The organism is Sphingobacterium sp. B16(2022), from assembly GCF_012030425.1.
Classification (GTDB): domain Bacteria; phylum Bacteroidota; class Bacteroidia; order Sphingobacteriales; family Sphingobacteriaceae; genus Sphingobacterium; species Sphingobacterium anhuiense.
In genome coordinates this window covers 316222-332270 of the sequence record NZ_JAAUVN010000006.1, presented here as the reverse complement: position 1 = coordinate 332270, position 16049 = coordinate 316222, and the positions used below count along the sequence as shown (strand labels likewise).

At 37.0% G+C, this 16049-nt stretch carries 13 protein-coding genes; 10 read left to right on the top strand and 3 right to left on the bottom strand.

Features of this window, described 5'->3' with window-relative positions:
- The 3 genes from HCX49_RS25470 to HCX49_RS23730 form a co-directional block, all read left to right on the top strand.
- Positions 1-354, top strand: a 354-nt coding sequence (locus HCX49_RS25470) for a hypothetical protein (RefSeq protein ID WP_206368687.1), incomplete at its 5' end; no start/stop codon positions are given.
- A 560-nt stretch (positions 355-914) separates the two neighbouring features.
- A complete protein-coding gene (locus HCX49_RS23735) occupies positions 915-2324 on the top strand; it encodes a Gfo/Idh/MocA family protein (RefSeq protein ID WP_021190651.1) in 1410 nt (469 codons plus the stop codon).
- A gap of 242 nt (positions 2325-2566) precedes the next feature.
- The gene (locus HCX49_RS23730) at positions 2567-3535 is read left to right on the top strand and encodes a formylglycine-generating enzyme family protein (RefSeq protein ID WP_168128325.1); all 969 of its coding nucleotides are present in this window, start codon (positions 2567-2569) and stop codon (positions 3533-3535) included.
- Between the two features lie 79 nt (positions 3536-3614).
- Here the strand turns inward: HCX49_RS23730 and carB are convergent, their stop codons facing one another.
- On the bottom strand, positions 3615-6431 hold the full coding sequence (carB, locus tag HCX49_RS23725; protein WP_132772548.1) for a carbamoyl-phosphate synthase large subunit: 2817 nt from the start codon (positions 6429-6431) through the stop codon (positions 3615-3617).
- Between the two features lie 227 nt (positions 6432-6658).
- Positions 6659-8920 carry a family 20 glycosylhydrolase gene (locus HCX49_RS23720; protein WP_168128324.1) on the bottom strand — a complete coding sequence of 754 codons (2262 nt, stop codon included), beginning with the start codon at positions 8918-8920 and terminating at the stop codon, positions 6659-6661.
- Between the two features lie 148 nt (positions 8921-9068).
- Here HCX49_RS23720 and lipA point away from each other — a divergent pair, with 148 nt between their 5' ends.
- The 7 genes from lipA to HCX49_RS23685 all read left to right on the top strand — a co-directional run bounded on the left by lipA (position 9069) and on the right by HCX49_RS23685 (position 15488).
- Positions 9069-9950: a lipoyl synthase gene (gene lipA, locus HCX49_RS23715; protein ID WP_021190648.1), complete on the top strand. Its 882-nt coding sequence runs from the start codon at positions 9069-9071 to the stop codon at positions 9948-9950.
- Between the two features lie 89 nt (positions 9951-10039).
- Complete coding sequence (locus tag HCX49_RS23710) at positions 10040-10603, top strand: Crp/Fnr family transcriptional regulator (RefSeq protein ID WP_132772544.1); 564 nt, start codon at positions 10040-10042, stop codon at positions 10601-10603.
- A 100-nt stretch (positions 10604-10703) separates the two neighbouring features.
- Positions 10704-12095, top strand: a complete 1392-nt coding sequence (locus tag HCX49_RS23705; RefSeq protein ID WP_168128323.1) for a TolC family protein — start codon at positions 10704-10706, stop codon at positions 12093-12095.
- A gap of 2 nt (positions 12096-12097) precedes the next feature.
- On the top strand, positions 12098-13069 hold the full coding sequence (locus tag HCX49_RS23700; protein ID WP_168128322.1) for an HlyD family secretion protein: 972 nt from the start codon (positions 12098-12100) through the stop codon (positions 13067-13069).
- Between the two features lie 5 nt (positions 13070-13074).
- The gene (locus tag HCX49_RS23695; RefSeq protein WP_168128321.1) at positions 13075-14256 is read left to right on the top strand and encodes an ABC transporter permease; all 1182 of its coding nucleotides are present in this window, start codon (positions 13075-13077) and stop codon (positions 14254-14256) included.
- 240 nt (positions 14257-14496) lie between these two features.
- Positions 14497-14736: a hypothetical protein gene (locus HCX49_RS23690; protein ID WP_168128320.1), complete on the top strand. Its 240-nt coding sequence runs from the start codon at positions 14497-14499 to the stop codon at positions 14734-14736.
- Between the two features lie 182 nt (positions 14737-14918).
- Entirely contained in the window at positions 14919-15488 is a 570-nt protein-coding gene (locus HCX49_RS23685; RefSeq protein WP_237682880.1) for a hypothetical protein, read from the top strand.
- 110 nt (positions 15489-15598) lie between these two features.
- On the opposite strand, the gene HCX49_RS23680 is transcribed toward HCX49_RS23685, so the two are convergent.
- Complete coding sequence (locus HCX49_RS23680) at positions 15599-16009, bottom strand: BrxA/BrxB family bacilliredoxin (protein ID WP_021190642.1); 411 nt, start codon at positions 16007-16009, stop codon at positions 15599-15601.
- Between the last annotated feature and the right edge of the window lie 40 nt (positions 16010-16049).

Below are 16049 nucleotides of genomic sequence, written 5' to 3'. Positions count from 1 at the left end.
TCCCATTCCGAACAGAGAAGTCAAGCCCGCCAGAGCCGATGGTATTGCCGTAACAGGTGGGAGAGTAGGTCGGTGCCTTTTTTTATACAGAAGCCTTTGCTATACAGCAGAGGCTTTTTTGTGTTTATACCTTTTTATGCTGTGAACAGGGCTATTCCTGTTCTTCCGGTAGCTTCTGCAGGCCCTTCATGCTCATCATTTAACCTATTCAGCTTCTATATCCTCTTCCTATCGGACAAGCATAATGGCAGCTTCTGCTTTTATGCTATACATACCCATGCTTATAACCCCATTAGTTTCAGAATCCATAATTACTTATTGATTGCTCCTCATAGTGGCATTAGATTCTCTTAATATGTTGATTGATTCTTCAACATATTACTAGGATTGTGTTCAGTTTGATAACACATTATTATTTCATAGTATATTTTAATAATTCATAAGATATGCTAACGAGCTCTTCAGATTGATGTTTATTAATCCAAAAGAAGGACTTCAGAAATGATTTTTATTTTAATAACAGATACATGTCTCTGCGTTTCATGATAAGAGAATTCAGGATGCTATAAATTATAATTCAGAAGTTTCTTCATTTAATTATGAACAAGATTATTAGATGTAACTAATTGGTTACTAGAATTTGAGAAATATCTGAATGCTGGATGTCACTTTGCAAACGGTTGTTTATTTTAAGCAAACGATTGCTTTGTTTTTTTATTTTTAATTACCGATTTTCTAGTGTATTCTTGTTATAGAAAAGGTCTACGGCTGATTCTATAACTAATTATTGAACGACTGTTATCATTAAGTTTGATAATCATTTCAAAGACTGTTTAGTTTGTTTTAAAATAGGTGATTTTAGAGGGGCTTTCTATGGCCCCTTTAATTTTGTATGTAAATTAATCTATCAAAATATGAATTCTAATAGAAGAGATTTCTTAAAGAAAGCGGGTATCTTATCATCTGTAGCGGTGACATTACCAACTTTAAATTCCAATGTATTGGCTGCAACAAAATTCAACATGTCCGGTCATGCGGCCCCTAAGATTGATAAAGTGCGTGCAGCAGTTATTGGTTTAGGAATGCGTGGTCCTGGTGCTGTGGATCGTTTGTCTTACATTGATGGTGTTGAGATCGTTGCGTTATGTGATAAACATGCAGACCGTGTAGAACGGGCTCAAGGTATCCTGCGTAAGAAATCGCTGAAAGATGCAAAATCTTATTCTGGTGAAGACGGATGGAAAGACATGCTGAAAAATGAGAAATTGGATTTAGTTTATATCTGTTCTCCATGGGACTATCATACTCCCATGAGTATCGGCGCAATGAAAGCTGGTGCGCATGTTGCGTGTGAAGTGCCGATTGCCTTAACTCTTAAAGACTGTTGGGAAGTGGTTCGCGTATCAGAAGAAACGAAAAAACATTGTATGATGTTGGAGAACTGTTGCTATGATTTCTTTGAAATGCTAACATTAAACATGACGCGTCAAGGTCTATTTGGTGAGCTGTTACATGGCGAAGGAGCATATATTCACGATTTATTGGACTTAAATTTTGCGAAAAATGGTTACGATAATATGTGGAGATTGCGTGAAAATATTAAGTTAAATGGTAACTTATATCCAACACATGGTTTAGGTCCGGTTGCGCAATGTATGAATATAAACCGTGGTGATAAAATGAATCATTTAGTTGCTATGTCTACAAATGATTTCCAAATGGGCGCTAAAGCGAAAGAATTGGCAGCAAAAGATTCTTTTTATCAAGAATTTGTTGGTAAGAACTTCCGTGGTAATATGAATACAACTTTAATCCGTACAGAATTGGGTAAGACAATTATGTTGCAACATGATGTGACTTCGCCAAGACCATATTCTAGATTACATACATTAAGCGGTACAAAAGGTTATGCGCAGAAATATCCTGATGAAAATATTGCGTTTGGACATGAATTTATCTCCAAAGATAAAATGAAAGAACTGTATGCTAAATATACACCTGAACTAGTGAAATTTATTGGTGAGCAGGCAAAACAGGTAGGTGGTCATGGTGGAATGGATTTCATGATGGACTGGAGATTAATAGATTGTTTGCGCAATGGTTTACCATTGGATCAAGATGTTTATGATGCAGCTTCTTGGAGTTGTATCGTTCCTTTAAGTTTTGATTCTGTAAAAAACAACTCTAGAACGGTCAATATTCCTGATTTTACTAAAGGTGCATGGAAAACGAATAAGCCTGTAGATATCACTTTAAATGGTGGTGGTACAACGAAAATACGTTCAAAAGAAGGTAAAGTAAGCGGTGTTCAATTAGACGTATAATCTTTTTGTTAACTATTAGAAAGGGAGAGCGGTTATTGTTCTCCCTTTTTTATTGACGATCGTTTCACTTCTTGTTTAAAAATATCTAAATTGTAACTTTATTTGTTATCGACCGACCTATGTACAGGAATATATTCTTTTGTGTCCCATGTTTTGTCTTATTGACTTCATGCTTCAGTAACAGTAAGCCGAAAGGTAATACTGCCGATCTCTTTGTTTCGCAGGATTCTTCCCGCTGTTATATGGCAACAAATATTCCCTCTCGATTCTCGAATTTAGATACTGCGCATCATATTGTTGAAGGGGCTGGTATTGATCAAGTTAAAATGGTCAAGGTTACAGGTGGATATTTTATGATGGGTTCGGATCAGTTTGTTGATGCTAAACCAGTTCATGAAGTTAAAATCAATGATTTTTTAATTGATGAACATGAAGTAACAAATGGTCAATTTGAAGCATTTGTAAAAGCGACCGGTTATGTAACTGTGGCTGAAAGACCGTTAGATCCAAAGGAATTTCCAGGTGTAGATCCGGCGATGTTAAAGCCAGGTTCTGCTATTTTTTCACCACCAAAAGAGGTTCAAGGTTTAACCAATCATCTGCAGTGGTGGTCTTATGTCGTAGGGGCTAATTGGAAGCATCCTGAAGGTCCAAATACCAGTATTGAGGGTAAAGAGGACTTTCCTGTTGTACACATTGCTTATCAAGATGCTGAAGCCTATGCAAAGTGGGCAGGAAAACGTTTACCAACAGAAGCCGAATGGGAATACGCAGCACGTGCTCGTACATCAAATCCGATGACCTATTATTGGGGAAATGAATTGTTGGATAATGATCGTTATTTGGCTAATATTTTTCAAGGACAGTTTCCTGTTCTCAATACGAAGTTAGATGGTTACATCGGTACGTCGCCAGTTAAAGCTTTTCCTGCAAATTCAATCGGTCTGTATGATATGGAAGGGAATGTTTGGGAATGGTGCGCTGACTTTTATCGTCCTGATTATTATGCAAAAAGTAATGCCGATAATCCTAAAGGTCCAACTGATGCATATGATCCCGATGAACCGGGGGCTGTAAAACGAGTACAACGGGGTGGATCGTTTCTCTGCAATGATCAATATTGTGAGCGTTATAAAGCAGGTAGCCGGGGAAAGGGTGAGATTAATAGTCCGACAAACAATGTAGGATTTAGATGCGTTAAAGACATTTAACTCGTGAACAAATATGATCCTATAAAAAAAGCCTTCTTAAATAAATAAGAAGGCTTTTTTATGCAATAAGAGTTTAAGCTTATTTCGATAAGAACATCGATTTTTTAGCAACTAAATCTCTAAAGTAAGGGTCATTTAAATCTTTGATGAAACGGATAGCTTCACCTGTAGACTTCATTTCTGGACCTAACTGTTTATCAACTTCAGGGAATTTAGAGAACGAGAATACAGGTTCTTTGATTGCCCAACCTTGTAATTTGCGCTCGATTTTGAAATCTTTCAATTTGTTTACGCCTAACATGATTTTTGTTGCGATGTTGATGTAAGGTACATCGTATGCTTTAGCGATAAAAGGAACTGTACGAGATGCACGTGGGTTTGCTTCGATTACATAGACATTTTCACCTTTCACGGCGAATTGAATATTTAATAGCCCCCTTACATCTAATGCTTTCGCTAATTTGATCGAATACTCTGCCATTTTATCTTGTACAGCTTGTGATAAGCTAAATGGAGGTAGTACTGCGTAAGAGTCACCAGAGTGGATACCTGCAGGTTCGATGTGTTCCATCATACCAATGATGTGTACATCTTCACCATCACAGATGGAATCAGATTCTGCTTCTTCAGCACGATCCAAGAAGTGGTCAATTAGGACACGGTTTCCAGGAAGGTTTTTCAATAAGTTAACGACTGCTTTCTCTAAGTCATCATCGTTGATCACGATGCTCATTCCTTGACCACCTAGTACATATGATGGACGAACAAGAACTGGATATCCAACTTCGTTCGCAACTTTGATTGCTTCTTCTGCCGACTCAGCTACACCATACTTAGGATAAGGAATATCCAAAGATTTCAATAGATCTGAGAAACGACCGCGATCTTCAGCTAAATCCATATTTTGGAAATCTGTTCCGATGATCTTAACACCAAGTGCTTCTAATTGATCAGCCATTTTAAGAGCTGTCTGACCACCTAATTGAACGATAACACCTACTGGTTTCTCTAATTCAATAATTTCGCGAACATGTTCCCAGAATACTGGCTCAAAGTATAATTTATCAGCCATGTTGAAGTCCGTTGAAACTGTCTCTGGGTTACAGTTAACCATGATTGCTTCGAATCCTGCTTCTTTAGCGGCCAATAAACCGTGTACACAAGAGTAATCAAATTCGATACCTTGACCGATACGGTTAGGACCTGAGCCTAATACAACGATTTTTTTCTTATCAGAAGCTACTGATTCGTTTTCTTCTTCAAAAGTAGAGTAGTAGTATGGTGTTTGCGCAGGGAATTCCGCAGCACAAGTATCAACCATTTTGTAAACACGGCTAATACCTAATGCCTTACGGCGGTCGTATACTTCATCTTCCGTTACATTTCCTAATAACCAAGAGATTTGGATATCTGAATAACCTTTTTGTTTCAAGGTCATGAAGAAGTCTTTTGGAATATTGTTCAATTGGTAGCGGCGAAGTTCTGTTTCTAAGGCTACTAATTCTTGGATTTGTACTAAGTACCATTTATCGATACGGGTTGCTTTGCGGATAGATTCCAATGGTACCCCCAATTCAAACGCATCTTTGATATGAAACAGACGATCACCACTTGGATGCTCAAGGCTATGCATGATCTCTTCTAAATTGCGTAATTGACGACCATCAGCTCCTAAACCTGCGCGGTTTGTTTCTAATGATTGACATGCTTTTTGAAGTGCTTCGATAAAAGTACGGCCGATTGCCATTACTTCACCTACCGCTTTCATCTGCAAACCTAATTCTGTATTTGCTCCTTTGAATTTATCAAAGTTGAAACGAGGTACTTTTACGATTACATAATCTAAAGTTGGCTCGAAGTAAGCTGACGTAGTTTTTGTGATTTGGTTTTGTAATTCATCCAAATTGTAACCAATCGCTAATTTAGCAGCAATTTTTGCAATGGGGTAACCCGTTGCTTTAGATGCTAATGCTGAAGAGCGAGATACACGAGGGTTGATTTCGATTGCGATGATGTCTTCATCCTCCGGATTAACAGAGAACTGTACGTTACAACCTCCTGCAAAGTTACCAATAGAACGCATCATCAGGATTGCTTGATTACGCATGTCTTGGTAGCATTTGTCGGATAAAGTCATCCCTGGAGCAACCGTGATTGAGTCACCTGTATGGATTCCCATCGGATCAAAGTTCTCAATAGTACAGATGATAATTACGTTATCATTGGTATCACGTAATAACTCTAATTCGAATTCTTTCCAGCCTAATACTGCTTTTTCAACTAATACTTCGTGAGTAGGAGAAGCACTTAAACCTCTACTAAGAGCTGCGTCGAATTCATCTTTCGAGTGTACAAATCCGCCACCAGTACCAGCTAAGGTATAAGAAGGACGAATCACTAATGGATAACCAATTTCTTGCGCTGCTTCTTTACCTTCTAAGAAAGAGTTAGCGATTTTCGAAGGTGCTACACCTACACCGATATCAATCATTAATTGACGGAACTCTTCACGGTTTTCTGTTTTTTCAATTGCAGCAACATCAACACCGATAACTTTAACGTCGTATTTTTCCCATAGTCCGATGTTTGAAGCTTCGATACATAAGTTTAACGCTGTTTGGCCACCCATAGTAGGTAGAACGGCGTCAATCTTTTGTTCTTTAAGAATTTCTTCAATACTTTCTACAGTTAAAGGAAGTAAATAAACGTGGTCTGCAATGACTTTATCAGTCATAATCGTTGCAGGGTTCGAGTTGATGATGGAAACTTCAATGCCTTCTTCTTTTAGAGAAAGGGCTGCTTGAGATCCCGAATAATCAAATTCACAGGCTTGACCAATTACAATTGGACCTGATCCAATGATTAAAACCGATTTAATGGAGGTGTTTCTTGGCATTATATCTAGTTCAAAAAATAAAATTTCAAAGTATGAACAAAGACAATCAAAAATGCGCTTCGAGAAGAGTATATTCCGACCGCTTTGTCGGAGTGCAAAATTACATTATTTTATTTGATTTTCCGATATTTATTTTCAGATAAATCATTTATGTACGGGAGGATAGTCAAAAAGAGAGCAGCAGCACATTTTTTTAATACCGCTGCTCTCTGTAAAGAATGCATTATTTAATAGACAATCAGCTCATCCGCAAATAGAAATCCTTTTTTCGGATTTGTTGCTACGACACGTACAAAACGTGCTTGTTGAGGCTTCGCTAATTTCAATTCAAACCGTTTGAAAGTTAAGGTTGGGTCTTGATCAGAAACGTCGTTCTGTACGATACCGACCTCTCTGAAAGTTCGACCATTTTCGGATAATAAAACTTTAAATTCTCCAGGCATATATACGCCAGGACCTGTAATCTGCATGAAATTCATGGCAACACTATTGATCTCTTCACGTCGCTCGAAATCAACAACAACATCAAGATCTTTTAAAAATCCTTGCCATTGCCCATCTTGGTATGTTAACCCGCCTTTAACACCGTTTGTTAATGTCAGTTCTTTCTGTGCAGGATATCCATCGTCCCATTTATTTGTATAAGAAACAGCTTTTCCTATTGCTTTATGAACATCCAGTTGGATCGTTTCGATGGGTCCGACCTGAGTTGAATCTAAAAAGTAAGCTGCTTTAACAATCGTAGGAACAGAGAGATCAAATGAATTGTTATAAGGGGTTGCTTGATAAGTGGGTTTTGATCCATCTATCGTAAATCGGATATTATCTGCATGTAATTGTTCGGTCGTTAATGTTACCGTATTTGAGGCCTTCTTTGCATCAAAATCTACGGAAGCTTTTACATTGTACGATGGTCGATAATAATTGATATCGAAGTGCTGTAAAATTTTATAGTGTGATTGCAGTCTTTTATGGAAGTTCGGCCAATTTTTTAGATCAGCTTTTGTCCAGACAACTTCAGCTAAAGCTAATGTTCTTGGAAAAGCCATATATTCTAGTTGTTGATAATTAGGCATATATTCTGCCCATAAATTTGCCTGAGCACCTAAAACATGCTTAATTTTATCTTGCTGAATAGCAGCTGGAATAGGGTTGTATTCATAGACTTTACTGATAGGAAGGTATCCGCCAATTGTTTCAGGTTGCGTTCTAGGGTCCGTTTGGTATGAATCAAAATAAAGGTGGGATCCTGGGGTCATGATGACATCGTGTCCCGCATTGGCCGAATTGATACCTCCTGATTCGCCTCTCCAGCTCATCACAGTAGCACCTTTTGTCAATCCTCCTTCTAAGATTTCGTCCCAGCCGATAATTTTACGACCTTTAGATTGGACATATTCATCCATCTGTTTAATCAAGTAACTTTGAAGTTCTTCTTCAGATTTTAAACCTTCTTTTGCTTTTAAAGCTTGACATTTAGGACAGGTTTTCCAATGTTTCTTATCGGCCTCATCTCCTCCAATATGAATGTAAGGTGAAGGAAATATGGCAATAACTTCATCCAGTACATTTTTTAAAAACTCATAAGTTTTCTCATTACCGACACAGAATTCAGATTGTGTATACGGTTTACCGGAGCAGGATAATTCGGGGTAAATGGCTAAAACTTCTTCAGAGTGTCCAGGCATTTCAACTTCAGGAATGACATTAATCCCCCGTTGCGCGGCATAGGCTACGAGTTCTCGGGCTTGATCCTGTGTATAGAATCCACCACTTGCATTTGGAGTTCCTGCATCCACATATTGACGGCCATTGTTCCACCAGTCTTTCCATTTTACATGTGTGCGCCACGCCGCTTTATTGGTTAATTCTGGGTATTTCTTAATCTCTAATCTCCATCCCGCTCCATCAGTCAAATGCCAGTGCAGATTATTCAATTTGTAGAGAGCCATAACATCTACAAATTTCTTCATAATAGGGAAAGGAATAAAATGACGTGAAGGATCTAAATGTAATCCGCGATATAAAAAACTTGGTTGATCTTCGATATCCACAGCATTTATCTGAGCAGGATCGTCCTGTAAGTAGCCGAGTTGAACAAGTGTGTAAATGGCATTGATGACAGGGGCAACTTCATGAGCTAGGATAACAATTCCTTTATCAGTAATACCGATGCGATAGGCTGCTTTATCTAGTTTATCTGTTTCCTCAGCTTTTAAGATGCGAATTCCTTCTTTGGGTGCTTTCTTAATCTTTTTTACAATTTCGGTCGTAATAGATGTTATAGCCGGATGTTCCGTTAGTAACTGACTGGCATTTATGAATTCTTCTGAAACATAAACTTTTGGAAAAGCTGGAATTTGATAAGAACCAACTGCTAGTGTAAGACTGCTGGGTTTCGGTATTAAGTCAAAATTTTGCTGAGCAAATATTTTTAGGGGTAAAAGTCCCGCTAAAAGTACCAAAGTTACTGAATGGCTAAATCGCATGTGAATTGGTATTTAATATGATGTTTTACAAATATCATAAAAAAAACAATACGTTCAACTGTATGATATGTGGTGACAATGGTTATTATGATAGTATTCAAACAAAATGTCGATAAAAAATTACATTTATAATCATTAACTTTGCATCATGATTGAACTTCCAGTTATCCCTGCAACACAAACACAGCGTAAGCCAGATTGGTTGCGTGTAAAATTGCCAGTTGGTAAAGAATATAGACATGTAAGAGGACTAGTAGACGAGCATAAGCTACATACGATCTGTGAGAGTGGAAACTGTCCTAATATGGGTGAGTGTTGGGGTGCAGGAACTGCTACATTCATGATTTTAGGCAATATTTGTACACGTTCGTGTTCGTTTTGCGCTGTATCAACGGGGCGTCCCAAAGCTGTTGAACTGGATGAACCAGCGCGAGTTGCTAATTCGGTTAAACTGATGCAGGTGAAACATTGTGTCATTACTTCTGTCGATCGTGATGACTTGAAAGATGGGGGTTCTATCATTTGGGCAGAAACAATCAATGCTATTCGTCAAGAAAGTCCTACAACTACTTTAGAGACTTTGATTCCTGATTTTAAAGGACAATGGGAAAATCTTGATCGCGTGCTTGCTGTTCGTCCAGAGGTTGTATCTCATAATATTGAAACCGTAAGACGTTTGACTCGTGAAGTGCGTATTCAAGCAAAATATGATCGTTCATTAGAATGTCTTCGTCGTATTTCTGAAGCTGGTCTGCGTACCAAATCGGGTATAATGCTTGGTTTTGGAGAGACTGAGGAAGATGTTATTGAGACAATGCAAGATTTATTTAATGTAGGGGTTGATATTTTAACAATAGGTCAATACTTACAGCCGACTAAGGCTCATCACCCTGTAGTGGAGTGGGTTACACCTGCGCAGTTTGATAAATATAAAGAAATTGGTTTAAAAATGGGATTCAAATATGTTGAATCAGGTCCATTAGTGAGATCTTCTTATCATGCAGAAAAACATTTGTTTGATATGCAATAGAAGAAAAAATATATGTTAGAAAAGCCTTTACTATAAATAGTAAGGGCTTTTTTTGTGGTTTTTTGATTTAAAATTGGCATATTTAAGTTATGACTGCATTGGAACATTTCAAAACCTTATATCTTATTGATGACGACTTAATGTTGTTGTTTTCTCAGATTATTGAAACAAAGGAATTTTATAAAGGAGATATAATTTTTGAACCTGATAGCTACTTAAAATATATTTATTTTGTAGAATCTGGCTTAACACGGATCTTCTACTATAAGAATGGTAAGGATATTACACATTATTTCTTTGGACCCAATACATTTAGTACAGGTATAGAGAGTGTTTTCTATCAAAAACCTTCTTTATTTGGTTTTCAGGCCTTGACCACATGTAAAATTTCATTCATACCTTTTCAACATATTTTGGAATTAGCAAAGACTCACATTGTTGTGAATCAGATCATTCAAAAAGTTTTACTCGATTCGGTGATCAGTTTCTCCAATCGGTTTTATAATATGCAGTTTCAAACGGCTATGGAACGATACCAATTACTATTAACAGAAAATTCGGAACTTCTTAAAAATGCTTCTCTAGGACATATTGCCTCATATTTAGGGATGTCGCAACAGACTTTATCGGTAATAAGAGGACAACTTGATTAATTTTTTCCTTTTTAAGATATCTTAAAAATTAAATCGTAAAACATACGCATCTTTGTATTGTTACTTAATATACTAATCGACCCTTATGCGAGTTATGAATATGTTAGTTAAAAAGATTTCATGCTTTATGTTTTTAATGCCTTTTCTGTTTCAAAATACAACGTTTGGACAGCAAGGTATTAGTCCCCAGCTAAAAGAATTTATTCAAAAGGCAATACAGAATAATAGCGATATTAAGAATAGTTATTTAGAAAATCAGAAAACCCTTTTAGATAAGAATTCTGTGAGCGGAAAGTTATTACCCCACATATCTGCTATGGGTATGTATGGATATCTCAATGCTAGTGGAGAATTAGATCTTCCGACAAAAACCCTTCCGATCTTGGGACTGAATCTTTTTGAAGGTGCACAAAAATTTAATACCTCTTCTCAGGTTGGCTTTGCAGGTGTAAATGCGACACAGGTTATCTTTAGTGGTCTACAGATTACGAATGGGAAAAAAGCTTTGGATGAAAAGTATAAAGCACAGCAGCTGATGACCGAAGCCGGTTATGAGGGGCTTGCTCAGGAAGTGGTGCAGACTTTCGACCAGATCATGTTATTGAAAGAAGTTGATGCTTTGATTGCTGATTCGGAGAAAAGATTGAATAAGGAGCATCTTAAAGTAGTAAAAGCGATCGAGAATGGTTTGGCTATACCTTACGATCGTGATAAAATTAAATTGGCTATGCTGGAGTTAGAAAGTAAGAAAGCCGAATCGACCAATAGTCGTGAACTCTTATATTTTAAATTGGAGGAATTGACTAAAATGCCTCTAGATAGTCTTAAGACAGTGAGTTATCCATTGGAACTAGCGATTGTAGATCCGGTACAACCTGCTGTAGAGAACAGGAAGGAAATGCAAGCTTTGGCAAGTTCTCAACGTGCGTACGAGTATGTACTGAAAAAAGAAAAGGGAGCAAAATTACCACAGATTTTTGCTTTTGGTAGTGCTTTTTATTTCAACGCCTTTGACACAAAGTTCAAATTCAAAGATGTACCGCTTGCCGGTGATCTTAATTTAAGTGCTAATCATTTTCAGATGGCACCGGGTTTTGCTGTAGGGGTTGGTGTTAAGTGGGATGTATTTGATGGAAATCAACATCGAAATAATATCAAAAAAGCAAATCTGGATCTGGTTATGAATCAGAATAAATGGAATGATACGCGGGATAAATTAATGTTGCTGCAACGTAAGACAAATTCGGATTACCAGTTGTCGATGAAAAAAATGGCGGTGCATGAACAGCAGATAAAAATTGCAAATAATAATCTTTCATTGGCATCAAAGCAATTTGAAGCTGGATTAATAGATGTAACGGAAAGGTTAAGTGCAGAAAATGAGCTTTACAAGCAGTCACTTAGTTTTTATAATCAACTTTTATTACAGCGTACTGCTGTTTTAGAATTATTAAAATCACAAGGAAGTCTTTATCAATCATTAGTGAAATAATTATGAGAAAATATATATCTATACTTGGAATCGCGGCATTAATGCAAAGCTGTAGCAATGAAGCTCCTCTTAAAAAAACTTTTGAGGGAAAGATTGAGCGGGATCAGATTGCTGTAACGACCAAGATTCCTGGAAAAATACATCAGATTTTAGTGAGTGAGGGCGATGTTGTGCAGGCTGGCGACACCTTAATGATTTTGGAGTTTCCAGAGGTTGAAGCCAAATCTATTCAAGCTAAAGGGGCTCTTGAGTCTGCTGAAGCGCAATACAAAATGGCTGTAAAAGGAGCAACAGATAATCAGTTGAAGCAATTGCGAGCGAAGCGTGATGGGTTGCGTGAGCAATATGAATTTGCACAAAAATCACTGAATAGAATGCAAAACCTCATTAAGGACTCTTTGGTTGCTCAACAGCAGTACGATGAAGTTTATATGAAATTTCAAGGGGCAAAGAATCAATATTTAGCTGTTCAGGCCGAACTTGCGGATGCTGAAAACGGTGCACGAATAGAACAGCAGAAAATGGCTTTGGGGCAAAAGGAGAGAGCAATAGGGGCGGTATCCGAAGTGGATGTTGCAACGAAGGAACGTTTTATCATCGCGCCTCAAAATATGACAATTGAAACCATAAATTTAAAAGTCGGGGAACTTGCTTTGGCGGGATATAGCTTAATTTCTGGTTACTTGGTGGATGGTACCTATTTCCGGGTTACAATTCCTGAAAAGCAGTTACATAACCTGATAGTAGGAAGTAAGCAGCAGCTTTCATTTCCATATTTAGATAATAAAAAAATAGAAGCTGAGGTGGTTTCCATTAAAACATTGAGTTCTTATGCGAATATTGCTACGGCTTATCCCGATTTTGAACAGCAGGAATCTTTGTTTGAGGTAAAATTGAAACCTGTGCAAAAAGTTGGTTCGGATAAATTATTGACTAAGGCGACGTTTATTCTTCATCTTGATAACACAAAATAAGTATTATGCGCACATTCTTATCCTTATTAAAACGAGAATTTAGGCTCTTTTTTCAAAATAAAGTGTTATTGATGCTTTTTGTGGGCGCACCTATTTTATATGGGGTGTTAATTGGTGCAGTTTATCAAAAGGGTAAAGTGACTCATCTACCTATTATCGTTGTAGATCAAGACAGAAGTCCGCTAAGCAAGCAACTGATCACAATGTTTAATGAGAGTGAGGTGATTTATGTTGCAGCAGTTTTGCCAGATGCTTTTAATGCAAAACAAGAGGCATTGAAACATGAAGCAACCGTTGTGGTACAGATTCCAAAGAATTTTGATTCGGATGTGAACTATAACCGTTCTACGGAGTTGACGCTCTTTGTCAATGCAGCCAATACATTAACTTCTAATTATGCGAGCATGGCGGCGAATGTCTGTGCAGCAACATTAAAAGCCGGGATTCAGATTAAAGCACAGCAGAAGAAAGGTGTCCCGGGGTACGTAGCCAATCAGCAATATGAACCTTTTAAAACTACAATCATTAAACAGCATATTAAAAGCGGAAACTATTTATATTTCATGCTTCCGGGCGTGCTATTAACTGTATTACAACAAGTGATGATGTTAGCTTTGGCATTAAGTTTTGCATCAGAGTTTGAAAAGGGAACATTTAAGGAGTTAGTAACTAAATCGTCTAATGTGCTACTGCTGATTTTAGTGAAAATAGCTCCTTTTTTGATCATGTCCGTAGGTATTTATTTTCTTTATTATGGTTTTTCACTTTTTTATAGAATGCCTCTTGAAATACCAATTGGTCCGTTTTTATTAGGAACTGTATTCTTCTTACTCGCAGTTAGTTTTATCGGTATACTGGTGAGTATTATTATTCCGAGTCAACTTAAAGCAACCGAGATACTCATGGTTATCGCTACACCAAGCTTTATCTTGAGCGGCTTTACGTGGCCTTTGAGCCAGATGCCTGATTGGGTAGTCTATATCTCTAAATTGATTCCGCTGACACATTATTTAGAGATCTTCCGGGTGTTAGTGATAGAACAGGGGGCAGTTGCAAATGTGAAGTCCTCGATCTTAGCGCTGGCTTTGACAACTGTTGTTTGTTTTATTCTTTCATTTGTTCTATTGTATTTAAAAGTTCGAAAAATAAAGAAGGAGAATACACCAGTTGTTAAGGAGATTGAATGATGTGTATGAATATAAGGATATGTGCATGAAGTATGGAGGTTAAAACATACAGTTTTAATATTTTACAGATTTCTGTTTAAAAATAATTTCATTACCTGTAATCATAATTATTATAATACAATAATAAATGATTTTTGATTTTAATTTATTGTAAGTAAGTGTGTTAAATAATTTTGGGATTGTTTTGTGGCACTTGGTTTGAGCGATTCTTATCAAAATAAACTAACGCTATCTTCTATTATGAAAGCAATAAAATTTTCAGGAATAACTGCAGCTATCGTTGCCTTTTTATTGGTTTATGGAGCAGCCTCAGTATCTGCGCAACAGACGCATCCTGTGAAAAAATCGGAACCAAAGGTGAAGCCAGCAGCACCGGTTAAAGAAAATCCTGAGGCGGCAAAGGATTCAACTGCAGGAAAAAAGACTCCTGACAGAAAGGGTAATAAAATGATGCCTAAAGCTAAGCCACCAGGTAAATAAAGAACCAGATTAAAGGGTTTTATGACTGATCTCATAAAACCCTTTTTTTATTAACCATTAGTAACGTTAAATATCTGTTAACGTGCTTGTTGTTAAGGAGTTTTGGCATTTGTTTTGATTTTTAAAACTAGTTTTACACTTAAATATATTGGGTTATGAATACCTTAAATTATTTTAAAAAAATGGCAGCATTAGCTGCATTTGTTTCTGTGTTTGGTATTACCATGAGTACTGCACAAGAAACTACTCCAAACAAGGCTGTTAAAAAAACAGAGAAAGCGGTGAAGGATAATACCGTAAAAGCAAAAGAGACAGCTAAAAAGGAGAAGGTTTCCGCAATTAAAACGGTAAAAGCTTCGGAAAAAGTAAAGGAGAATGCTGCAAGTACAAAACAGGTCGCTGAAAAAGAAAGTAAGGTCGCTAAATCAGATGCCGTTAAAGCTACTAAAGCTGCCGGAAAAGCGAAGGATGAAGCAATAAAAGCGAAGGAAGTAAATAAGCAGTCAGTTAAGAACGAAAGCGCTTTATCAAAAGCGGAATCTGAAAAAGCGATTAAATCAACTGAGAAAGCTAAAAGTAATGTGACAGCTTCAACAAATAAGGTGAAAAAATCGACTGCAACTCCTACTAAAGCAACTGCAGGCAAGTTATCTTCAGAGAAGTATAATGGTCATGATGTATATATTGGCCCAGAAGGTGGCAAATACTATATCAATAGTAATGGTAATAAGACTTATATTCCAAGAAATTAATTTGAATCTGCAGGGCTCATTTGAGCAAAGCAAATGATTTGATAATATCAAAAAAGGCTATTCGAATAACTCGAACAGCCTTTTTCTTTTTCAAAAATCAAAATAAATGATTAACAGTACTCGTCAAATGCAGCTGCTAAATTATCAGCGATCATTTGGGCAGAGCGACCTTCAATCATATGTCTTTCTATCATATGAACTAATTTGCCATCTTTGAATAATGCCATAGCAGGGGAAGACGGAGGATAAGGCAACATATAGTTTCTAGCTTTATCAACAGCTTCTTTTTCCATACCAGCAAAAACAGTAACAAATTTAGTTGGATGTTTTTCATTTTTTACTGCCGCTTTAGCAGCAGGACGAGCATTTGCCGCTGCACAACCACATACTGAGTTTACAACCACAAATACAGTTCCTTCTGTAGCAATAGCCGCATCAACTTGCTCAGCAGTTTTTAATTCTTCGAAACCTACATCTGTAAGCTCTTTACGCATTGGTTCTACTAAATATTCTGGATACATAATCTTCTTTTTTAAATTTAATCATACAAATATAAGTGTT

Excerpts from the sequence above, each read along its gene's own strand:
- HCX49_RS23735 (WP_021190651.1), top strand. The coding sequence starts at position 915 with ATGAATTCTAATAGAAGAGATTTCTTAAAGAAAGCGGGTATCTTATCA.
- HCX49_RS23730 (WP_168128325.1), top strand. The coding sequence starts at position 2,567 with ATGGCAACAAATATTCCCTCTCGATTCTCGAATTTAGATACTGCGCAT.
- carB (WP_132772548.1), bottom strand. The coding sequence starts at position 6,431 with ATGCCAAGAAACACCTCCATTAAATCGGTTTTAATCATTGGATCAGGT.
- HCX49_RS23720 (WP_168128324.1), bottom strand. The coding sequence starts at position 8,920 with ATGCGATTTAGCCATTCAGTAACTTTGGTACTTTTAGCGGGACTTTTA.
- lipA (WP_021190648.1), top strand. The coding sequence starts at position 9,069 with ATGATTGAACTTCCAGTTATCCCTGCAACACAAACACAGCGTAAGCCA.
- HCX49_RS23710 (WP_132772544.1), top strand. The coding sequence starts at position 10,040 with ATGACTGCATTGGAACATTTCAAAACCTTATATCTTATTGATGACGAC.
- HCX49_RS23705 (WP_168128323.1), top strand. The coding sequence starts at position 10,704 with ATGTTAGTTAAAAAGATTTCATGCTTTATGTTTTTAATGCCTTTTCTG.
- HCX49_RS23700 (WP_168128322.1), top strand. The coding sequence starts at position 12,098 with ATGAGAAAATATATATCTATACTTGGAATCGCGGCATTAATGCAAAGC.
- HCX49_RS23695 (WP_168128321.1), top strand. The coding sequence starts at position 13,075 with ATGCGCACATTCTTATCCTTATTAAAACGAGAATTTAGGCTCTTTTTT.
- HCX49_RS23690 (WP_168128320.1), top strand. The coding sequence starts at position 14,497 with ATGAAAGCAATAAAATTTTCAGGAATAACTGCAGCTATCGTTGCCTTT.
- HCX49_RS23685 (WP_237682880.1), top strand. The coding sequence starts at position 14,919 with ATGGCAGCATTAGCTGCATTTGTTTCTGTGTTTGGTATTACCATGAGT.
- HCX49_RS23680 (WP_021190642.1), bottom strand. The coding sequence starts at position 16,009 with ATGTATCCAGAATATTTAGTAGAACCAATGCGTAAAGAGCTTACAGAT.